Below are 18,410 nucleotides of genomic sequence, written 5' to 3' on the forward strand. Positions count from 1 at the left end.
CTCTCGCGAAGTTTATAGTGGTCCGGAAATTCCTTGACGACGTATTAGAATAAAGTGTGCTCCGAGTAAACCTAAAAGTGCTGCAGGGAAGAAAAACACATGAAGAGCGAAGAAACGAGCAATCGTTTGTGCTCCTACAATATCTCCACCTTGCAAGAATGTGGCAATGTATGGTCCTAGGTATGGAACAGATGCAGCAATCTCTACCCCTACCTTAGTTGCAAAATATGCTTTATTATCCCATGGTAACAAATAACCCGTAAAACCAAGGCCTAACATCACAAAAAAGATCAACATACCTACAATCCAGTTAAATTCACGTGGGTGTTTGTATGAGCCTGTAAAGAAGACACGAAGTGTGTGTAGAAATAACATGACAATGGCAACGCTTGCTCCCCAGTGGTGCATACCTCGAACGATCGCGCCCATTGCTACTTCATTTTGTAAAAACTTGACACTCGCATGTGCATTAATAATATCAGGAACGTAATACATTGCTAGAAACATTCCAGATAATATTTGGATTACTACTACAAAAAAAGTAAGTCCTCCAAAACAGTAAATAAACGCCGAAAAATGATGAGCTGGATTCACGTGTTCTGGAACCTCATGATCCGCAACATCACGCCATAAAGGCGTAATATCTAATCGTTCATCCACCCAGTCGTATATGGCGCGTAACATAAGCACGTCACCTCCAATCAGAAAGCATTCATTAAGTCTTCAATAATGGGCCTATTAATAGCTTTCCATTTGCTTCTTTTGTTTCGTAATGATCAAGTGGTTTAGCTGGTGGCGTACCTGGTACATTCGTACCATCTTTGGTATAACGCCCAAAGTGACAAGGACAGAAGAAAGTATTTGGAAATTGAGGGTTCGACTCCCATGATACTGTACACCCTAGGTGTTTACAGACAGGGGAAAGAGCTAAGATCTTACCTTTGTCACGTAAAACCCATGCGGTCAGTACCTCATCAAATGAGTACCAACCATCTTTTTTGTGTACTTTAAACTGAACTGATTTTGGTTTATCTGTTACTTCTGAAAGTGGTAGGTTTACATCGACAAAATTACCACCTTCGCCCTTTTTAAGAGCAGGGTCAACAGCAAAACGAACCATAGGAAACAGCATACCCGCACCTAGGAAACCCGCCGTACTACCTAAGGTATACGTCAAAAACTGTCGACGGGATAGTTTCTTGCTCACGACACGTCCGACCTCCCTCTATAACAACATCACCGTCCAACGGACTGGAACCTTACTCTATTAGGACATGATAATACTTTACTAGGACATATCCATGATAGCGAAACGATAAAACAAAAGTCAAGGAATCAAATAGGTTGTTTTTTAAAACAAAAAGTAAAAAATCCTTTTTCGTTACGCAGATTGCCAGATTTGGAGCACTTCTTCATACAATCGTTCTAATTCCATTTCTTTTTCTGCTTCTTTTTTTACTGTTAAAAGGTGAAAAGGTGTGTTCAAACTATTCTCTTCCCAATTTCCTTCTAGTATTACCAAGAAGGTATAATGAAATCCACTATGTACCAATTCTTTCTTTGCATTATCCACCATACATTGCAAAAGCTTGTAGTCATTGCCAATCATGCTATACGCAGGAAGCAATAGCATTCTCCCTATTAATCTTTTCTCCAATTCCTCTGTTATGTACTCAATCAAACTCGCTTCCTCTAAATAAAGCTCTTTTTGTACCATCTGATAGTGATAAACCGGAAGTAACAACGTATCCAGATAAGGGGCGATAGTTGACCAATTTGTTTCTTTTTTCTCTAATAACCGCATGTGGATGCATCCTCCGAACAACAAGGAAGCTCAGCATAGCTGAGCTACTTGTAGGTTTGCTTATTTGCTCTCTTCAAGCAGTTTCCTTAGTTCTTGACTTAATTTTAGAAAAGTATCTTTATCTTGATTCTCAAGGGATTCATCTATTTTAGCGTACAATTGCTTTTTTTGGAACTGACGTACCGCTTGATCGAGAAGCAACTCCGCAAACAGACTAAGTAGTTGGTCTTGCACCAAGTCTTGTCTTTCCATGGGATTACCCTCCAATACGGCGGCAAATTTAGGACATGATGTCCTGTCTTGAAAATACAGCCCAATATATATATCTTCATTTGGGAAAAGTTGCAGATCATAGAAGACAGCTTCTACATCTGTACCAACACGCTTTTTTCGAGAAAACTGAAATGGTGGCATGTCTGAACATTTGGTTGAGATAATAATAGACTTTGGCAGTAACGACACATGCTCCACAAAATGAACTTTTGCAAGCAGTTCTTCTTTTGAAGATAGGTAGCTCAGCAACCAAGCTACTTCTCGCTTACGGAGTTCATGATGCCCTAAAAACCAATGAATAAACTCCTTTTTCTCAGAAACGGTTACGGTGCTCAATTCCCGCCCTCCCCAATGATTCGTCACGGTTGTAATTATCTATTCGACAAATAGAAAGCTAATCCCTACCGTTGATAAAAGCCATATCGATGACTTTTTCTTGGAAAGCGGATACATCCGAAAAGATTTTTACACCCGTTGGAGTAAGCGTCAGAAATTGTTCACCTGTACTCTCTTCTCCTATCCTTAGAACCCCTAAATGACCTAACATTTTCAAAAGACGAGTGAACAATGAATCTACTGTTTCATAATAAAAGGGGCTCAGCCATGGAGATACTACTTTTTTTACGGTTAGAACAGGAAACCATCCAAGGTGTGCTAGTGATCCAATCCATTTTAAGATAATAGGTAGATTTGGGATTGGTCGCCTATACAAACGAATCCAAAACCGATAGAGTTTGAACATAATCAGTTCCATATCGGTATCAGATATATTCCCGAAATTTCGTTCTACTAAACGTAAATATCCATCGGAATCTTCGGTAAAGTAATTTTCATAAAAGGTAAAATCATATATTAATGAGAATCGATCTGGATAAAGATGATAACTACGTCCAAACCCGAAGCGTGGTCCTTTTCCGCTCAGTAATTCTTCTGAAACGGAAAAAGTATCCATCATTTGTCTTAGTTGATTACGATAAATCCCCCCACCCTCTGCTGTTCTAACAATTTGCTTATTTAAATAGACAAGGAAATTCCACAAATCTCTGGTGATCTGCTTTTCCTCATCTCGATAATAACGAGGCGGTCGAATCATGACCTCGTCTCGAAATGGCTCCAATAAACAATTGATCATCTGTTTTCTTGTATCCGTTGGAACATGGTACAGATATTGTGTGTGGTGAGAATAACCTTGGAACAGCCATCCTCTTCCTATTGCTTGAGCCATCAACTTGCGGGGTTCTCCCTCTTCTTGGCAAAGTGCTGCTCTTCCTTTGGCAAGCAATTCTTCCATCGTATAGGCAGGGGATGTGTCAAAAACGAGTAATTGCAAAAAACGGGATTCTATATCTGTGAGTTCTTCCACTTGTTTCTGATAATTTCTTTTATTTCCTAATTTAGGCAACAAAGATCGAATGAGATCATATTTAGAATGAGTGATCATCTCATTTTCATGATAAGTCCGATGAAGCTGCCTCAATTGTTCGATACTTGTATAAGTTAGCCACTCTGCGATACGCAACAAAAACTCCCCTTCCGACCAAACTTATTTGCTCCAGTTTGGACGAAAAAGGGGAAAGATAGACAAAAAAAGAACCGTCCTTTCGGAAAACGGTTACATGTAAAAAATTATGGAAAGGAATAGAGAGAAACCATACTGTAGGAATAGTATAGAGTGATAGTTTGGAAAAATCAAGTTTTTCTTAAAATGTTTTTACAATATTAGCTCTATACAGATTAAATTTCATTCTAAATGAACTTTAATGTACTTCATCGCTGAAAGGTGGTATAATCTTACAGTAAAAATCAGATAAAATCCCCCATGAAATGGACAAAAATGCAGAACGAAGAAGAGTTCATTCAACTTTATCTCACATACAATAACAGTGAACTTCAAAACGAATATCGCGCTGTCAAGTATGCACTAGCGATGACGGAACTTAATGACAAATCTAAGAACGAGACCTGGAATCAGTTTCACGCTGTTAGGAAAGTCATGAACAAGCGTGGGATCAAGATTCCACGGAGTTAATCAAGACTCCTATCACCCCGTGCCGATTTAATAGACAGGGGGTGAGTCAGTTATTTGTAAACTGTTGTAAATATCTTTTCTCACGTAGAAAATCTGTTTCTCTGGATATTCATCTTTTTGTCAAACAATCAAATAAAAGCTTTGCCCCAATACTCACGGTTATATCTTGATGATCGTACAATGGGTTAACCTCTGCAATATCCATTGCATGTATATGTTCATATAAGCCGTCTAGGATCTCAAAGCATTGGACAGGGGTTAGACCACCAGGTTCGTTTGCACCTGATCCTGGAGCGAACGCAGGGTCTAATACATCGATATCAAATGTTAAGTAAATTACATCGACATCTTTACACGCTTCTAATGTCTTCTCTATAACCTCTTTTGCTTTCATATGATGTACTTCTCGTGCTGTCATCTGTACAATCCCTTGATTCTCTAAATACTCCGCGTACCATGGATAGTTATAACTTCTAACCCCTATCTGTACAATATTCTCAGGTGAAATATGAGGAAGTTCCAATGCACGACGCATTTGGCTACTCTGAGAAAATCGCCCTTGAATCGGTGAATCATCTACCAGATCTAAGTGCGCATCAAATTGAATAATCCCCACTTTTCCTTTGGAGTGGTCATGTAGTGCTTTTATTCCTGGATACGAAATGGAATGATCTCCTCCTAAAATAAAAGGAAAAGAACCATCCTCTAAAATTTTGCTCACTTTTGCTTCTGCATTTTGAAAAGTCAAATCTGTACTATATGCAACGATATCAATATCACCATAGTCTATGATTTGCAGATCTTTTAAGTCTATCAATTTTCTATTTTCTACATCGTATATTTGATTATCTGTTATTCTATTTTGCAACCATTTCGCAGATTCTCTGATTGCATTTGGAGCATAACGAGCTCCAGGTCTTCCAAGTGAAGCTCCTCCATCCCAAGGAAACCCTAGAATACCAAAGTTTTTTGACATGTCGATTACCCTCTTTTTATAAATACTTATGAATTTGCAAACGCTTCTCTAATATGGTGATCAAAACAAAAGCAAGGATAACCATCACGCTTGCAAGAGCCGTAACGACTGGATTGATATCCACAGACACCAATTGATAGATTTGAATTGGAAGTGTTACCGTTTCTGCTTGGGTGAGAAACACTGTCACTGTGTATTCGTCTAACGAGACAAGGAAAGACAAAATCGCGCCAGAGAGTAACGCAGGTAACAACTGGGGGAAAACGATGGTAGCAAAGGCGTACAAAGGAGATGCTCCATGTACAATTGCCGCTTCTTCTTGCACCGGATCAAATTGTCGCATTGATGCAATTAAGATTCGAATAATATAAGGAGAAATCACGACAGAATGGGCTAAAATAATAGCAGTTGGTGACCCAGCTAAACCCAAAGGAACGAAAATCAACAAGAAACCAATACCTGTCGTAACCAAAGGCACAATTAATGGTCCCAAAAAAAGCGACTCTAACAGATTTTTTCCTGGTAGTTTCCCTCGTACTAACCCTACGGCAGCAAATAGACCAATAAAACTAGCAATTATAGTAGAGACCAATCCGATAAAAACACTCAATCCAATGGATGAAAGAATTCGTTCATCTTGAAAAAGTTGCGTGTAGTTCTGAAAACTAAACGTATCAGGTGGAAACTGAAACATATTGGTAGGGTTAAAGGAAACGAGTAAGATCATGAAAAGAGGAGCCAAAATAAAGAGCAAAATAATCGTCACATAAATAAAGGTAACTGTCTTACCTACTTTCGCTAGCATGATGCCCTCTCCTTTCCAATGCACTCAGCCCCATTAATACTGCTACAATAATAATGAGTAACACAAAAGAAATCGCAGAACCAAGTCCCATATTCCCCACTGTGATCGTTGAATTATAAGCAAGATTCGACATCAGACTATCTTTTGGTCCTCCTAAAATAGTAGGCACAAGAAAAGTACTTGCAGCTAAAGAAAAAGCCAGCGACGCACCTGCATACACACCAGGCAAAGATAAGGGAAAGATTACTTTCCAAAATGTACGCATAGGTGATGCTCCTAACATGATGGACGCTTCTGAAAGAGATGGCTCTATCTTTTTGAGCGTCGTATAAATATTAAGCACCACAAAAGGCAGTACAAAATGAACGATCCCAATGATGACTGCAACAGAAGAAAACATGAGTGTGAGTTCTTGTTTCTCACCAAATAATAGTCGAAAAAGTTGAATGATAGGACCTTTTTCACCAAGCACGATCATCCAGCCAAACAAACGTACTGTTAAACTCATGAACATCGATGCAATCACAATCATCAACCAAAAACCTTGTTTTTTCGCTGGTCGCTTCGCAATAAAATTTGCTAGAGCATAACCGATGATCAAAGTAATAAACGTACTGACAATCGATATCCATAAGGTTTTGACCAATACTTGCCTATAAATCGCCGTAGAAAAAATAGTTTTGTAATTATCAAACGTAAACTGACCATTTACCCATACACTTGTAATCACCACTTTTAGAACTGGGTAGATGAACATCAACAACATATACAAAACGGCAATCCAACCAAGCATCGTATAAAACCGCTGCATTCGATTCATGTTCGTCCGTCTCCTTTATAGAAACAGATTGCTTCGGCTTGAAAACGGAATCGTATCTGCATACCTTCTGGAGGAAGTGGTGTTAGCATTTGTGGCAACTTTACCGTTATCTCTTGTTCAATGCCATCTCGTATGTGTAATCGCAATTCTGTTTCATCACCCAAATAACGACTATCGCGTATTTCTGCTCGAATGGCTGTAGCTTCTTTTTCATCCATGAAAGTTTGTTGATTCTGGAGATCTAGGATTTGCGCTGCATTTAATCGCAACAGTAGAAATCCTTGGTCATTTGGATGAGCATCTATTCCAAGATGTCCAACTGGAATCTTCACATCTCCAATTTGTGCTGTTTGTTCATCCATAAGTACTACATTTTCGATACGATTTGTATACCCGAAGAAATCAGCTACAAATGCAGAAGTTGGATTTTTTAATATTTCTTCAGGAGATGAAAATTGCTCGATCTTCCCTTTGTTTAAAACAGCGATTTTATCGGATAAATAAAGTGCTTCGTTTTGATCATGTGTCACATATATTGCAGTAAACCCAAGCTTTCGATGCAGATGACGAATTTCTTTTAGCATTTGTTCTTTCAGACGAACATCTAAATTGGAAAGAGGCTCATCAAATAAGAGAACTACTGGTTCCACTGCCAATGCCCTAGCAAGACTTACCCGCTGCTGTTGTCCACCTGATAACTCACGAGGCCTGCGCCCTGCTAAATGTTTTAAATCTACAAGCTCCAAATATTTTTGAACTCTTTCTGTTATCTCAGCTTTAGGTAACTTGCGTGCTTTCAATCCATAAGTAACATTTTCTTGTATAGTCATATGAGGAAACAAAGCGTATTGTTGAAATACCATTCCCATATTTCTTTTATTCGGAGGGGTAAAACTGATGTCTTCCCCCCGAAGAATCACTTTCCCCTCATCTGGAGTGACGAGCCCTGCTACCATTCGCAAAATAGTAGTTTTACCAGATCCGCTCGGACCTAACAAAGAAAGAAACTCACCTTCTTGCAAATCCAGATCAATATGATCGATAACTGTATTGCCTTTGTATATTTTCGTGATGGAATCCAAGGAGATGGATGTCTTTAGCGAGATGTCACTTCCTGCCATTTCAGTAACCATTCCTCTCGTTTTGTGAAAATATTGTTCCAATCCGGTGTAGTTAGTCCGCTAATTTTATCTTTTCCATAAACGACATCGTCAGCTACATCACCATCTAATTTTACAGTGGAGTTTGTAGGACCATAGTATAGCTCTTTTGCAAACCCTTGTTGTGCTTCTGGTGTCATCGCAAAATCAATCAATTTTTTGGCCAAATCTTGGTTTTTACTGTTTTTTACAACACTCATCCCACTCCGAATAAGAATTCCACCTTCTTTTGGAATAACAAAATCTATTGGTGTACCTGCTTTTTTCAAAGCTAAAGCACGACCATCAAACCAGGAAGCCATTACTACTTGATTGGATTTAAAGAGCGCTTCAGGTGCTGAAAATGAGGAGTAATACTGTGCGATGGATGGAGTAATTTTTTTATACGCCTCCCAAACTGGATTCATATTCTCCATCGTTGTATTCGTTGCTTTTTGCGTCATTAAAATATCAGGAATCCATTGACTCATCATTGTTACTTTCCCTTTGACATCTGTTCTCCAAAGGTCATTCCAAGAAGTTGGCTTTGTTGTTTTTTCTGGATTATAAGCAATTCCCCAAGCCCCAAATACATTTGTCAGCCCAAATACTTTGCCATCTTTGCTATTCAAAAATGCTTGTTCATAGAGTTTGTCCCAAGAAGTAAAATCTTTTTTCTCTAAAGGAGATAAGAGTCCTTTATTAGCAGCATCGATAATATCAAAATCATCCAATTGAACAATATCAATCGATGATCCACCGCCTTGCGAAAGCTTCGCAATACCTGTGTAAGGAGCTAACTTCACCTTTACACCAGGATTTTTTTCTTCAAATGGTTTTGCAACATATTTCGTAAATACCTCATCATACTTCCCGCCAAATGAAGTAACGACAATCTCTTTTGATTCAGAAGAAGACCCACAAGCTGAAAGAACAAACATTAGCGACGCGATTATTCCAAACATGAAAATCCAGTAAGTATATTTATTTTTTCTCTTAATAAAATGCATGCTTTTGTCCCCTTCTGTTTAAAAATAGAGTGAATATTAACTTCAATTCATTTATTTCCGCAATACGGAAATCTATTCTATATGGTGAATATAAAAAGTATGGGGAATATAAAAGAACGATAATTTTTGGAATGATCCCCCCATTCAAATTTAGATCTGCTTTCAGTAACAAGATTCTTTCGATTTATTTTCGTCTTATTTTTCGGATAAAAAATTTTTATTCATTTCGATAATGATATTATACAAATTGAAAGTAGTCAATTTACAAACACCCGTTAATATATGATTTCCCATATTATAAATATATCTTTTTAAATTTTTATTAAATATTTTCAAGAAAACACCTATATTGATTTTAAATATAAGTCTGTGTTACAAAGAAAGAAGTAGTTTATTTTCAGTCAAAGGGGAAAATCAATGGTTCAATCAATTGATCGAGCGATGAAAATTATGCAACTTTTAACCTCTGATCAAAGCAAAACTTGTTGGCCCATTTCAGAAATAGCAGATCGTACGGAGCTGCCTTTGAGTACCGTACACCGCTTGATAAGTAGCTTGATTCGTTATGAACTAGTCACCCAAGTCCCTGAAACAAAACAATATCGCATAGGGAATAAATGGATGGAAATCGGCTTGAAAATGCTGGAGAATTTAGATTTTCGGGTTATTGCTAGATCATACATGGAACAGTTATCCCTAGAAGTAGAAGAAAGCATCTACTTAAACATTCCAAATCATACAGACTCCATCATTATTGAGCGTGTAGATAGTCCTCTGAAAGTACGTATCATTGATAATTTAGGAGAACGTATCCCTTTAACTATCGGTGCTGCGAATAAAACAATTTTAGCGAGTATGCCAAAAGAAGAAGTTATGCGAATTTTAAATCAGTTACAAGTAAATGCAATGACAAGTAATAAACTTTTTGATCAACTAGGGGAAATATCTCGATTGGGCTATGCGATCAGTTATGGAGAAAAAACGGAAGGAACTGCCTCCATAGCTGCACCAATTATCGGATACCACAATCAAATTATCGGTGCACTGAGTATAGGTATTTTAAGTTATAACATTACAGACAACAGATTGACTCATCTTATTGAACGAGTCAAATATACAGCTGAGCAAATATCTACGCGACTTGGAAAAATGAATTAATTTTTTTCTTCATATTATGGAAGTTGTTTCCGTATTACGGAAAATAAAAAGGGGAATGGGAAATGGGTAAATGGCAAACAAAAGAACAATTAAAAAACTTACTTTGTGATCTCGTTGCGATTCCAAGTGTTACAGGTTCTCAAGCAGAGATCGAATTTCCTAAATATGTCCAAAGACAACTAAATACTTTACCTTACTTTCAACAACATCCAGATCATCTTGAACTTTGCCCGACTGAGGATGGACGAGAGTCTGTGATGGCATTAGTAAAGCAAACAGAAGATGTCCGAAAAACAGTTATTCTCGTTAGTCATTTCGATGTAGTAGATGTAGAAGATTATGGCACATGGAAAGAAAGCGCTTTCGATGTTGATGGTATTACCAACTTGTTTTATGAAGCTAAGGAAGATTTATCAGAGGAACTAATCAAAGAAATGGAATCGAGCGAGTGGTTATTTGGCCGTGGAACGATGGATATGAAATGCGGATTGGCTCTGCATATGTCGATGATTGAACAAGCTACTGAGGGCGTGTTTGATGGCAATCTATTGTTATTAACTGTGCCTGATGAAGAAGTGAACTCTGTAGGGATGAGGTCAGCAGTTCCTGCTCTTCTAGCATTCGCTAAAAAATATCAACTTGAATATCGCGCTGTATTAAATTCCGAGTCGATGTTCACCCGATTTCCGGGAGATGAAAATAAATATATTTATACTGGCACGATTGGCAAAGTACTACCTGGATTTCTCTGCTATGGAGATGAAACTCATGTCGGAGAACCTTTTTTAGGATTAAATGCAAATTTCATGGCTTCCAAGATTACCTGTGAGATGGAACTGAATACAACTTTTTGTGAAGTAGTAGGAGGTGAAGCAACTCCACCTCCTACCAATCTCATTCAAAAAGGGCTAAAAAAAGATTACTCTGTTCAAATCCCTCATCGTGCAGTTACATTGTTTAATCTATTTGTATTAGAAAAAAAAATGGATGATCTGGTACATTCCTTATTGAAAACAGCAGAAAAGGTAGCAACAGATATCAAACAAACCTATGAAATACAGGCAAAGAATTATGTAAAATACGAACCGTATACTCCGCAAAGCGTAGATGTTCGTGTCCTTACGTATCAGGATTTATTACACTATGCCGTTGAAACACATGGTCAACCACACGTTGAGCAATTAGAAAAACGTATTTTGGAACAAAAAGGATCGGACTTAGATGAACGAGATGTAACAATCGAGTTAGTTGATGAACTCTCGATTCTATGTAAAGAACTAGCACCAATGATCGTGCTTTTCTTTGCACCTCCCTATTATCCAGCAATCTGCTCACGTAATCATCCTTTGATCCAGCAAGTTACAGAAGAAATGATTCAGCATGCGAAAGAAACTCATCATATTTCTCTGCAAAAAATCAATTATTTTGGTGGCATTTCGGATTTGAGCTATGTCGGTTTGCAATATCCGATTGAATCGCTACAACCTTTTGTGACGAATATGCCAATGTGGGAAAAGGGATATTCCGTACCGTTGCAGGAACTGGAACAATTTAATATTCCTGTAATTAATCTCGGTTCTGTTGGAAAAGATGCTCATCAGCGCACAGAACGATTAGATCTAAAATATACAGCTGAAATACTAACAGAGCTTTTACCAACTTGCATCCATAAACTACTTGAAGAAGTATAATATTGTCCAGAATTTCTACAATTAGATGAAAGCAAAATATAAAATATGTAACCGTTCTCCAAGAACGGTTACATATTTTAAGATTAATACTCTGTCTATTCAAAAAGAGATGCCACAAACCAAGGTGATACAACTCGTCTTCATCAAAAATACTAATATCTTGCTCCTTAGCATTCTTTTCTTGCCTTTTCCCATATACTTAGATGCTTCATAACTCCGAATCTAGACATATCAAGAGTCATACAGAGATTATTTAACAAACGCCCATCTGTCGATTTAAATATATCATTTTCCAATCATAAAAATTTTTAAACCGCTTGACACGACAAGTAAATCTGTCTCACTACAACTACTAACCAGAGGAGAATAAAATGTGATAGAAAAATAAACATAACTTTAATCGCTGGAAGTAATCGTGTAAATACATCTAGCACGAATCTACTTAAATATATCAAGATATCGAGTTTCTTTTGAAAACGAAGCAAATCTTGGTTTCATTCGTTGATCTAGCGGAACTACAACTATCACTTTTTCAGCAGATAACTGGAACTTCCATCCAAGTATGCAACGTTTATTGGAAGAAGTTAAAAACGGGATGCTTTGGTTCTAGCTACCCCAGAGTACCATGGTTCTATATCAAGTGCATTGAAAAACGCCGTGGACTATATCAGCTCAAGATCAAGTTTCAGGTAAGCCGTGCTTTCTGTAAACTCCGCAGGCGGTCCACTTGAAGTAAGCTCTCTTACTCATTTGCAGACTTACCAAATTTACAAGGAATTAACTGTTCTGAATCGATTTCGATTGGATATGGATTCAATGCATGATTCGAATGACGTTTCATCAGATGAGGAAATGAAAAACAGAGTTCAGGATGTTGTCAATCATTTTGTAGATTTGTCTAGAAAGCTAGCTACAACATCAATGACAACAATCTAGCAGAACTCCTTCCCTCTAATATGTTACGTTTTAGCAACGTAATAATGCTGGAAAAACAACATATTAAATTTTTTCACATCCAAAGGAGACGTTTCATCTTGGACGTGCACTAGCAGATCCGCAAAATCCAAAACAACTGCTTCCCTCTTATGATTTTGGTGACCATCTTCATCCAAGCGATGCGGGGTTTACAGCATTAGCCAATTGTATTCCTTTGTCTCTATTCATAAATAAAATCTAAATTGGTTTTTCGAAATATTGGATGGAACAATAATAAAATGAAGGAGATGCTAAAGAGTGAATAGAACTACGTAACATAGAAACTATACATTTATTACGTCGTTTTGGAATAAAAGTGAATAGCGTGGATCGATATGGTAACTGTGTGGCATCAAATTCGGGGGAACTAACTTTATTGGGGTCATCGTACATCCCATCAAATTAAGAAAAGTGAATACTAGAAAGCAAGTGTTACTAGTAAACAGGAGCAAGACATTTTAAATATGAAAACACAGAAAACAAGCCTAGTTAGGCTTGTTTTTTAATGATTATGCTACTTTCGAGGCAGACATAGCATAATAGTTTCTGTCGTTTTTTGAATAAAGATAGAAAAGATGAGGTCTCTGAGCTCACGCTTCTACCAATTGTTTCATCAATGTCATCAACTGTAATCCCACTTCTGCCTTTCTTCTCCCCATACCACAAGAACAAGCGACATCTACTTCATGCTTTCGTATAGATTCAATATGATGAAGGATCTGTTTTAATTCATCTGCATTTCTTTTTTCATGTACAAAGCCAGCAACAAAACGTGTATGTTTTGGCAACTGGATTTTACCAAGGGGTTTATAGTAGTCACTATTCAATCTAGGTCCTTCATTGCCTTCTGCTAGTGGGAAATGAATGTAACTAAGCTCCTTGTTTTTGGGCCATTGAGATATAAATGCATTTGCAAAATCGGTCATTCTCTCTAGAGTCTCTGGGCGTACCAATGCTTTGTTGTTTAAATCTCCATAACAAAAATGAATACCGATTTTTACTGAGTTGTTTAATCGATTTACCAACCCCAGTATACTACTTATCGCAAATTCTACTTGAGGAGGATTCGCATATACAAGCCCTATTTCAGCAGGACATTCGATCTGAATTACGATATCATTATTTGTGTAGTCAATGATTTGATTCATTTCATAAGCCAATCGCTCATTAAAAGCATCGAAATAACGGAAAATATTTTCAGGTTCTAGCATATGCAGAGACATTGCCATTCCGGTAGGTACTCCTACTTGAAAAGGTACATTTTGAAGGTTTTTCTTTTTTCTTAGTTCTTGATACAAGTGATAACTTTTCATATATGTATCGAAGTATCCAAAATTCAGATACTTTGCAATTTCTTCAGGAGAATGCTTAGGACGAAGTTTATACAGAGTATCATAGTCCACAGGAAATCCATTTGGTAACAGTTTTCCCTCTTGTACTATATCCCAATTAGTGGAATCAGCAATACACATATCAATCACATTCATTGCCCAAGCCGTTCTACTTCCTTCAGGGTATTGTTCCGTTTTTTCGCCAATTTCTCCATCTGGTAGACTAATCAGCGAATCATGTAAAGCTTCCACAGCCAGCTCCATTGCTTCCTTTTCGTTTTTAAAAGGTAAACTTCCAACTAATAAACTTTTCCTATTCGCCATAAGATGCCCTCCCTAAGGTGAAAAACAAAATCATTATTCATGTTTATTATAATAAAAAAATATGTAAACGCATACTTCTATTCGGTATTTTATTTTTTATATCAAAAGAAGATAAAAAAACACCTTTATACTTGAATACAAGCACATAATTATTCATATAAAATCATTCTGTTGTACAATGTCTGTAAAATCATATCTAACATATATCAGAATATAAATTTTCGCTAAGAGGGTATGTGACTCCTTAATTCATCTATTGATTTACTTTCATAAAACAACGAAAAACCAAATCTCCCATTTGAATCCTCGTAAATGGGAGATTTGGTTTTTTCACTTAGATTTCTTCGAGTTTTTAGAAGATCACATTTTCCTGACCAACAGTGCCTTTCTTACAGGACGAGTAACCGCAAAAAAACTATTGCTTTTAAAGCAATAGACATCACACAGTAGACGTGGCAATTCGTACACGGAATTTCAATATCATCAAATAATGACTCTTGTGTCCTCTAACCTAACCTAGAGCAGTTAGGAGTGACAAGTCCCAATCTTGAAATTTTTATAATTGTTTTAACAACTCATAAAACCCAGGAAAGGAAACTTGAATGGCATCTGCCCCGTTTACAACAACTGCCTCCTCTGTTGCAAGTCCTGCAATTGCCATCGCCATTCCAATTCGATGATCTCCATGACTATCACAAATCCCACCTTGTAACGGAGTTGGACCTTCAATGATCAAACCATCTTCCGTTTCCTCTATCTGAGCACCTAATTTGCGAAGTTCATTTGCGGTAGTTGAAATCCGATTGGTTTCTTTCACTTTTAGTTCTGCTGCATCTCGGATAATTGTCTTTCCTTTTGCTTGGGTTGCTACTACTGCAATGATTGGTATTTCATCTATTAGACGTGGTATTAATTCTCCACCAATTTCTATTCTTTTTAGTCCATCACTGGTAATGGTAATAGAACCGATCGGCTCACCAGAAGATTCTTGCTGTTCATCCACTGTTACTTCTGCTCCCATCGCACGAAACACATCAATGATCCCTGTGCGAGTTGGGTTTAAACCTACTTTCTCGATTGTAATCATACTGCTTGGAACCATCAGAGCTGCTGCAAGGAAGAAAGCTGCCGATGATATATCTCCTGGGACTGTTACATGAGTTGCGGAAAGTTGTTGTTCCCCTTTGATACTTGCCTCATTGAATTGGCGATTTACTTGTACTCCAAAAGCACTCAGCATCCGCTCTGTATGATCACGAGAGACAGCTGGCTCTAATACCGTAGTAGTACCAGAAGCAGAAAGTCCGGCAAGCAGAATCGCTGATTTCACTTGTGCACTGGATACAGGGCTTTGATAAGTGATACCTTGCAAAAAAGAGCCCTCGATGGTGAGCGGGGTATATCTCCCATCCTCTTTTCCATCGATGACAGCTCCCATCTGACGTAGTGGATTTACTACACGATCCATTGGTCTTTTTCCAATCGATGAATCTCCAACGAGCGTACTACTAAAAGATGCTCCAGCTAATATTCCCATCATCAAACGAATGGTTGTACCAGAATTACCAACATCCAAAATGGAAGCTGGCTGTCTTAATCCATTGATTGATTTTCCAACTACTCGTACACTAGTTGCTGAAGTACGTTCTACTTGGACACCAAGTTTCTCAAAACAAGCAATGGTTGAAAGGCAATCTGCGCCAGGTAGGAACCCTTCTATTGTTGTAATTCCTTCTGCTATCGAACCAAACATGATAGCACGGTGAGAAATGGATTTATCACCAGGGACTGTTATTGTCTTACGAAAAGGTTTTATACGATTACTAGTTAAGGTGGACATGATCGACCTCCTTCGAATTTTCGGTATATGTGGAATAACCAGCAGCCTCTAAAATGGGAATAGCACGTTCAAAATCGGTTAATTTACGGAAAGTAAGTCGAAGTATCCCATGCATCTCTTCTCTATTTTCCATAATATGGATATTACTAAGGTTCACTTCATGCTCCCCAAGCAATGTAGCAACTTGACCAATAATCCCTGGTTCATCCGGAATATTGATCGAACATTCATAAATTGGTGTAAGCAAGCCTTTCTTCTTATCTGGTAATCCTTGTCTAAGATCACGGGAGCGAGCAAATATTGCTTCAATCCAATCTGCATCTCCACGATCTATAGCCTGCCTAAAATTAGTCATTTGTTTGATCCAATCATCCAAAAGAGGGAGCATTTCCTCTCGATTACTAAGTAATATATCTCTCCACATGACTGGATGACTAGCAGCAATTCTGGTCAAATCACGAAATCCGCCGGCCGCTAATCGGTGAAACCAGCCATTGGCATCGTTATAATTTCCGACTTGAGCAACCAACCCAGTCGCGATGACATGTGGCAGATGACTAATTGCACCTACCACTTTATCATGATACTCTGCATCCATCACAACCAATTGGGCATGAGTTGCCTTTTTTAATAAGTGGCTCAACTTTTCCACATCGGAAAGAGAAGAATCCGGCTCTGGTGTAAGGACATAGTAGGCGTTCTCAAACAACAATGCATGTGCTGCTTGAACACCAGAGCGATGAGATCCCGCCATGGGATGACCACCGATAAAGGAATATCCTTTGTCTTTTAATATTTTCCCGTATTTGGTAACTTCTGCTTTTGTACTGCCAACATCACTAACAATTACTCCTTTTTTCAATGGAAGATTAGCTAATTGATTGATATAGAGTCCTATTTGTCCTACTGGAACAGCGATGATAATATAATCTGCATTTACCACCGCTTCTGGTAAAGAGGTGTGACCTTCATCAACCGCTCCAAGGGTAATCGCTTGATCTATTGTAGCTTCTGATGTATCAAATCCAATCACTCGATAGTCGGTTCTTTCTTTAAATGAAAAAGCCAGAGACCCTCCAATTAAGCCCACACCGAGGATTGCAATCTTCTTGTTCATATTGTGATCCTACTTTGTTTTTCCTGCAAAAAACCGTGTAATCCAGCCAGAAATGCCTCGTTTTCTTCTTTCTTACCAATCGTAACCCGCAAATACGTAGGAAATCCTAATGCATTTCCAGAACGAACAATGACACCACGTTTTAAAAGATACTGAAATGCTTCGTCTGCATTAAATCCAGTATCGATAAGTAAGAAATTTGCTTGTGAAGGGAAATAAGATATATTCCATTCATCCAATTGGTTCATCACTTGTTTCAAGCCCAATCGATTTTGGTTACGGCAATATACTACAAAGGTTTCATCCTCAACAGCCGCAAGGGTTGCAGATTGTGCCAAGCGATTTAAGTTGAATGGTTCACGAACTCTTGATAGTTGCTGGATAACATCAGGATGTGCGATGCCATAACCGGCGCGAAATGATGCTAATCCATATATTTTAGAAAAAGTACGTAATACAACGATTCTAGGGTTGTAATCGAGTAAGGATAGCGAATCTGGGAAAGTATCATCTGTTACATACTCCACATATGCTTCGTCTAATACAACTAAAACATGATCCGGCAATCGGTCCAAAAAGGAACTTAATGCTTCATGATTAACAAATGTACCAGATGGATTATTTGGATTACACACCCAAATTACACGAGTTTGATCATTAACAGCTTGTAACATTGCCTCTAGATCATGTGTACCATTTTTGAGCGGTATTTCTACTTTTTTTGCTCCCTCAATCCGTGTTGCTGTTTCGTAACGGGGGAAAGTGGGAACTGCCATCACGGATTCTGTACCTGGCTCCAAATAAGCTCGTGCTATCATTTGAATGACTTCATCAGATCCGTTGCCAAACACGAGTCTACGCTCGTCGATTTCAAGTGATTCAGCCAGTTTTTGTCTAAGTAGCGGAGCATCGTCCTCTGGATATAGATGAAATTGATCTTTTACGTTCATTAGAGATTCCCACACTTTTGAGCTACATCCAAATGGGTTCTCATTCGATGCTAATTTGATAACATTTTCAAGTCCAAGTTCCCTTTTTACTTCTTCTAAAGACTTACCTGGTTGGTAAACTGGTATGTCTTGAATAGATTTTTTGGCTGATAACATGATAATCCCCCA

The 18,410-nt window shown here is 38.0% G+C and carries 17 protein-coding genes; 3 read left to right on the forward strand and 14 right to left on the reverse strand.

Features of this window, described 5'->3' with window-relative positions; all coding sequences use genetic code 11:
- Positions 1-12: 12 nt before the first annotated feature.
- The 10 genes from qcrB to GSM42_RS02235 all read right to left on the reverse strand — a co-directional run bounded on the left by qcrB (position 13) and on the right by GSM42_RS02235 (position 8,856).
- Positions 13-684 carry a menaquinol-cytochrome c reductase cytochrome b subunit gene (qcrB, locus tag GSM42_RS02190; protein WP_160799588.1) on the reverse strand — a complete coding sequence of 224 codons (672 nt, stop codon included), beginning with the start codon at positions 682-684 and terminating at the stop codon, positions 13-15.
- A gap of 31 nt (positions 685-715) precedes the next feature.
- Complete coding sequence (locus GSM42_RS02195; RefSeq protein WP_338055203.1) at positions 716-1,207, reverse strand: QcrA and Rieske domain-containing protein; 492 nt, start codon at positions 1,205-1,207, stop codon at positions 716-718.
- Positions 1,208-1,381: 174 nt separating this feature from the next.
- Positions 1,382-1,804 carry a DUF2487 family protein gene (locus tag GSM42_RS02200; RefSeq protein ID WP_160799589.1) on the reverse strand — a complete coding sequence of 141 codons (423 nt, stop codon included), beginning with the start codon at positions 1,802-1,804 and terminating at the stop codon, positions 1,382-1,384.
- A 60-nt stretch (positions 1,805-1,864) separates the two neighbouring features.
- The gene (locus tag GSM42_RS02205) at positions 1,865-2,413 is read right to left on the reverse strand and encodes a ReoY family proteolytic degradation factor (RefSeq protein WP_160799590.1); all 549 of its coding nucleotides are present in this window, start codon (positions 2,411-2,413) and stop codon (positions 1,865-1,867) included.
- A gap of 58 nt (positions 2,414-2,471) precedes the next feature.
- Positions 2,472-3,596, reverse strand: coding sequence for a hypothetical protein (locus tag GSM42_RS02210; RefSeq protein ID WP_160799591.1), 1,125 nt, complete (start codon positions 3,594-3,596; stop codon positions 2,472-2,474).
- Between the two features lie 619 nt (positions 3,597-4,215).
- Positions 4,216-5,082: an agmatinase gene (speB, locus tag GSM42_RS02215; RefSeq protein WP_202404720.1), complete on the reverse strand. Its 867-nt coding sequence runs from the start codon at positions 5,080-5,082 to the stop codon at positions 4,216-4,218.
- Positions 5,083-5,098: 16 nt separating this feature from the next.
- On the reverse strand, positions 5,099-5,887 hold the full coding sequence (locus tag GSM42_RS02220; protein WP_160799592.1) for an ABC transporter permease: 789 nt from the start codon (positions 5,885-5,887) through the stop codon (positions 5,099-5,101).
- A complete protein-coding gene (locus GSM42_RS02225; protein ID WP_160799593.1) occupies positions 5,868-6,707 on the reverse strand; it encodes an ABC transporter permease in 840 nt (279 codons plus the stop codon). Before GSM42_RS02225 ends, GSM42_RS02220 begins: the two co-directional genes overlap by 20 nt.
- A complete protein-coding gene (locus GSM42_RS02230) occupies positions 6,704-7,828 on the reverse strand; it encodes an ABC transporter ATP-binding protein (RefSeq protein ID WP_160799594.1) in 1,125 nt (374 codons plus the stop codon). The genes GSM42_RS02225 and GSM42_RS02230 overlap by 4 nt, the downstream gene beginning before the upstream one ends.
- Complete coding sequence (locus tag GSM42_RS02235) at positions 7,804-8,856, reverse strand: ABC transporter substrate-binding protein (protein WP_160799595.1); 1,053 nt, start codon at positions 8,854-8,856, stop codon at positions 7,804-7,806. Before GSM42_RS02235 ends, GSM42_RS02230 begins: the two co-directional genes overlap by 25 nt.
- Positions 8,857-9,273: 417 nt before the next feature.
- On the opposite strand from GSM42_RS02235, the gene GSM42_RS02240 reads away from it, so the two are divergent.
- From GSM42_RS02240 to GSM42_RS20490, 3 genes are all read left to right on the forward strand, one after another.
- Positions 9,274-10,014: an IclR family transcriptional regulator gene (locus tag GSM42_RS02240; RefSeq protein ID WP_160799596.1), complete on the forward strand. Its 741-nt coding sequence runs from the start codon at positions 9,274-9,276 to the stop codon at positions 10,012-10,014.
- Positions 10,015-10,076: 62 nt separating this feature from the next.
- A complete protein-coding gene (locus GSM42_RS02245) occupies positions 10,077-11,705 on the forward strand; it encodes a M20/M25/M40 family metallo-hydrolase (protein ID WP_160799597.1) in 1,629 nt (542 codons plus the stop codon).
- A gap of 600 nt (positions 11,706-12,305) precedes the next feature.
- Positions 12,306-12,398, forward strand: coding sequence for an NADPH-dependent FMN reductase (locus GSM42_RS20490; RefSeq protein WP_237446426.1), 93 nt, complete (start codon positions 12,306-12,308; stop codon positions 12,396-12,398).
- An 872-nt stretch (positions 12,399-13,270) separates the two neighbouring features.
- On the opposite strand, the gene GSM42_RS02255 is transcribed toward GSM42_RS20490, so the two are convergent.
- The 4 genes from GSM42_RS02255 to hisC all read right to left on the reverse strand — a co-directional run bounded on the left by GSM42_RS02255 (position 13,271) and on the right by hisC (position 18,398).
- Positions 13,271-14,335, reverse strand: coding sequence for a hypothetical protein (locus tag GSM42_RS02255; RefSeq protein ID WP_160799598.1), 1,065 nt, complete (start codon positions 14,333-14,335; stop codon positions 13,271-13,273).
- Positions 14,336-14,891: 556 nt separating this feature from the next.
- Positions 14,892-16,175, reverse strand: a complete 1,284-nt coding sequence (gene aroA / locus GSM42_RS02260; protein WP_160799599.1) for a 3-phosphoshikimate 1-carboxyvinyltransferase — start codon at positions 16,173-16,175, stop codon at positions 14,892-14,894.
- Positions 16,159-17,292 (reverse strand): prephenate dehydrogenase, encoded by a 1,134-nt coding sequence (locus GSM42_RS02265; RefSeq protein WP_160799600.1) that lies wholly within the window; start codon positions 17,290-17,292, stop codon positions 16,159-16,161. Before GSM42_RS02265 ends, aroA begins: the two co-directional genes overlap by 17 nt.
- Positions 17,289-18,398 (reverse strand): histidinol-phosphate transaminase, encoded by a 1,110-nt coding sequence (gene hisC / locus GSM42_RS02270; protein ID WP_160799601.1) that lies wholly within the window; start codon positions 18,396-18,398, stop codon positions 17,289-17,291. The genes GSM42_RS02265 and hisC overlap by 4 nt, the downstream gene beginning before the upstream one ends.
- Positions 18,399-18,410 lie beyond the last annotated feature (12 nt).

Source organism: Shimazuella alba, assembly GCF_009831235.1.
Lineage (GTDB): Bacteria > Bacillota > Bacilli > Thermoactinomycetales > Thermoactinomycetaceae > Shimazuella > Shimazuella alba.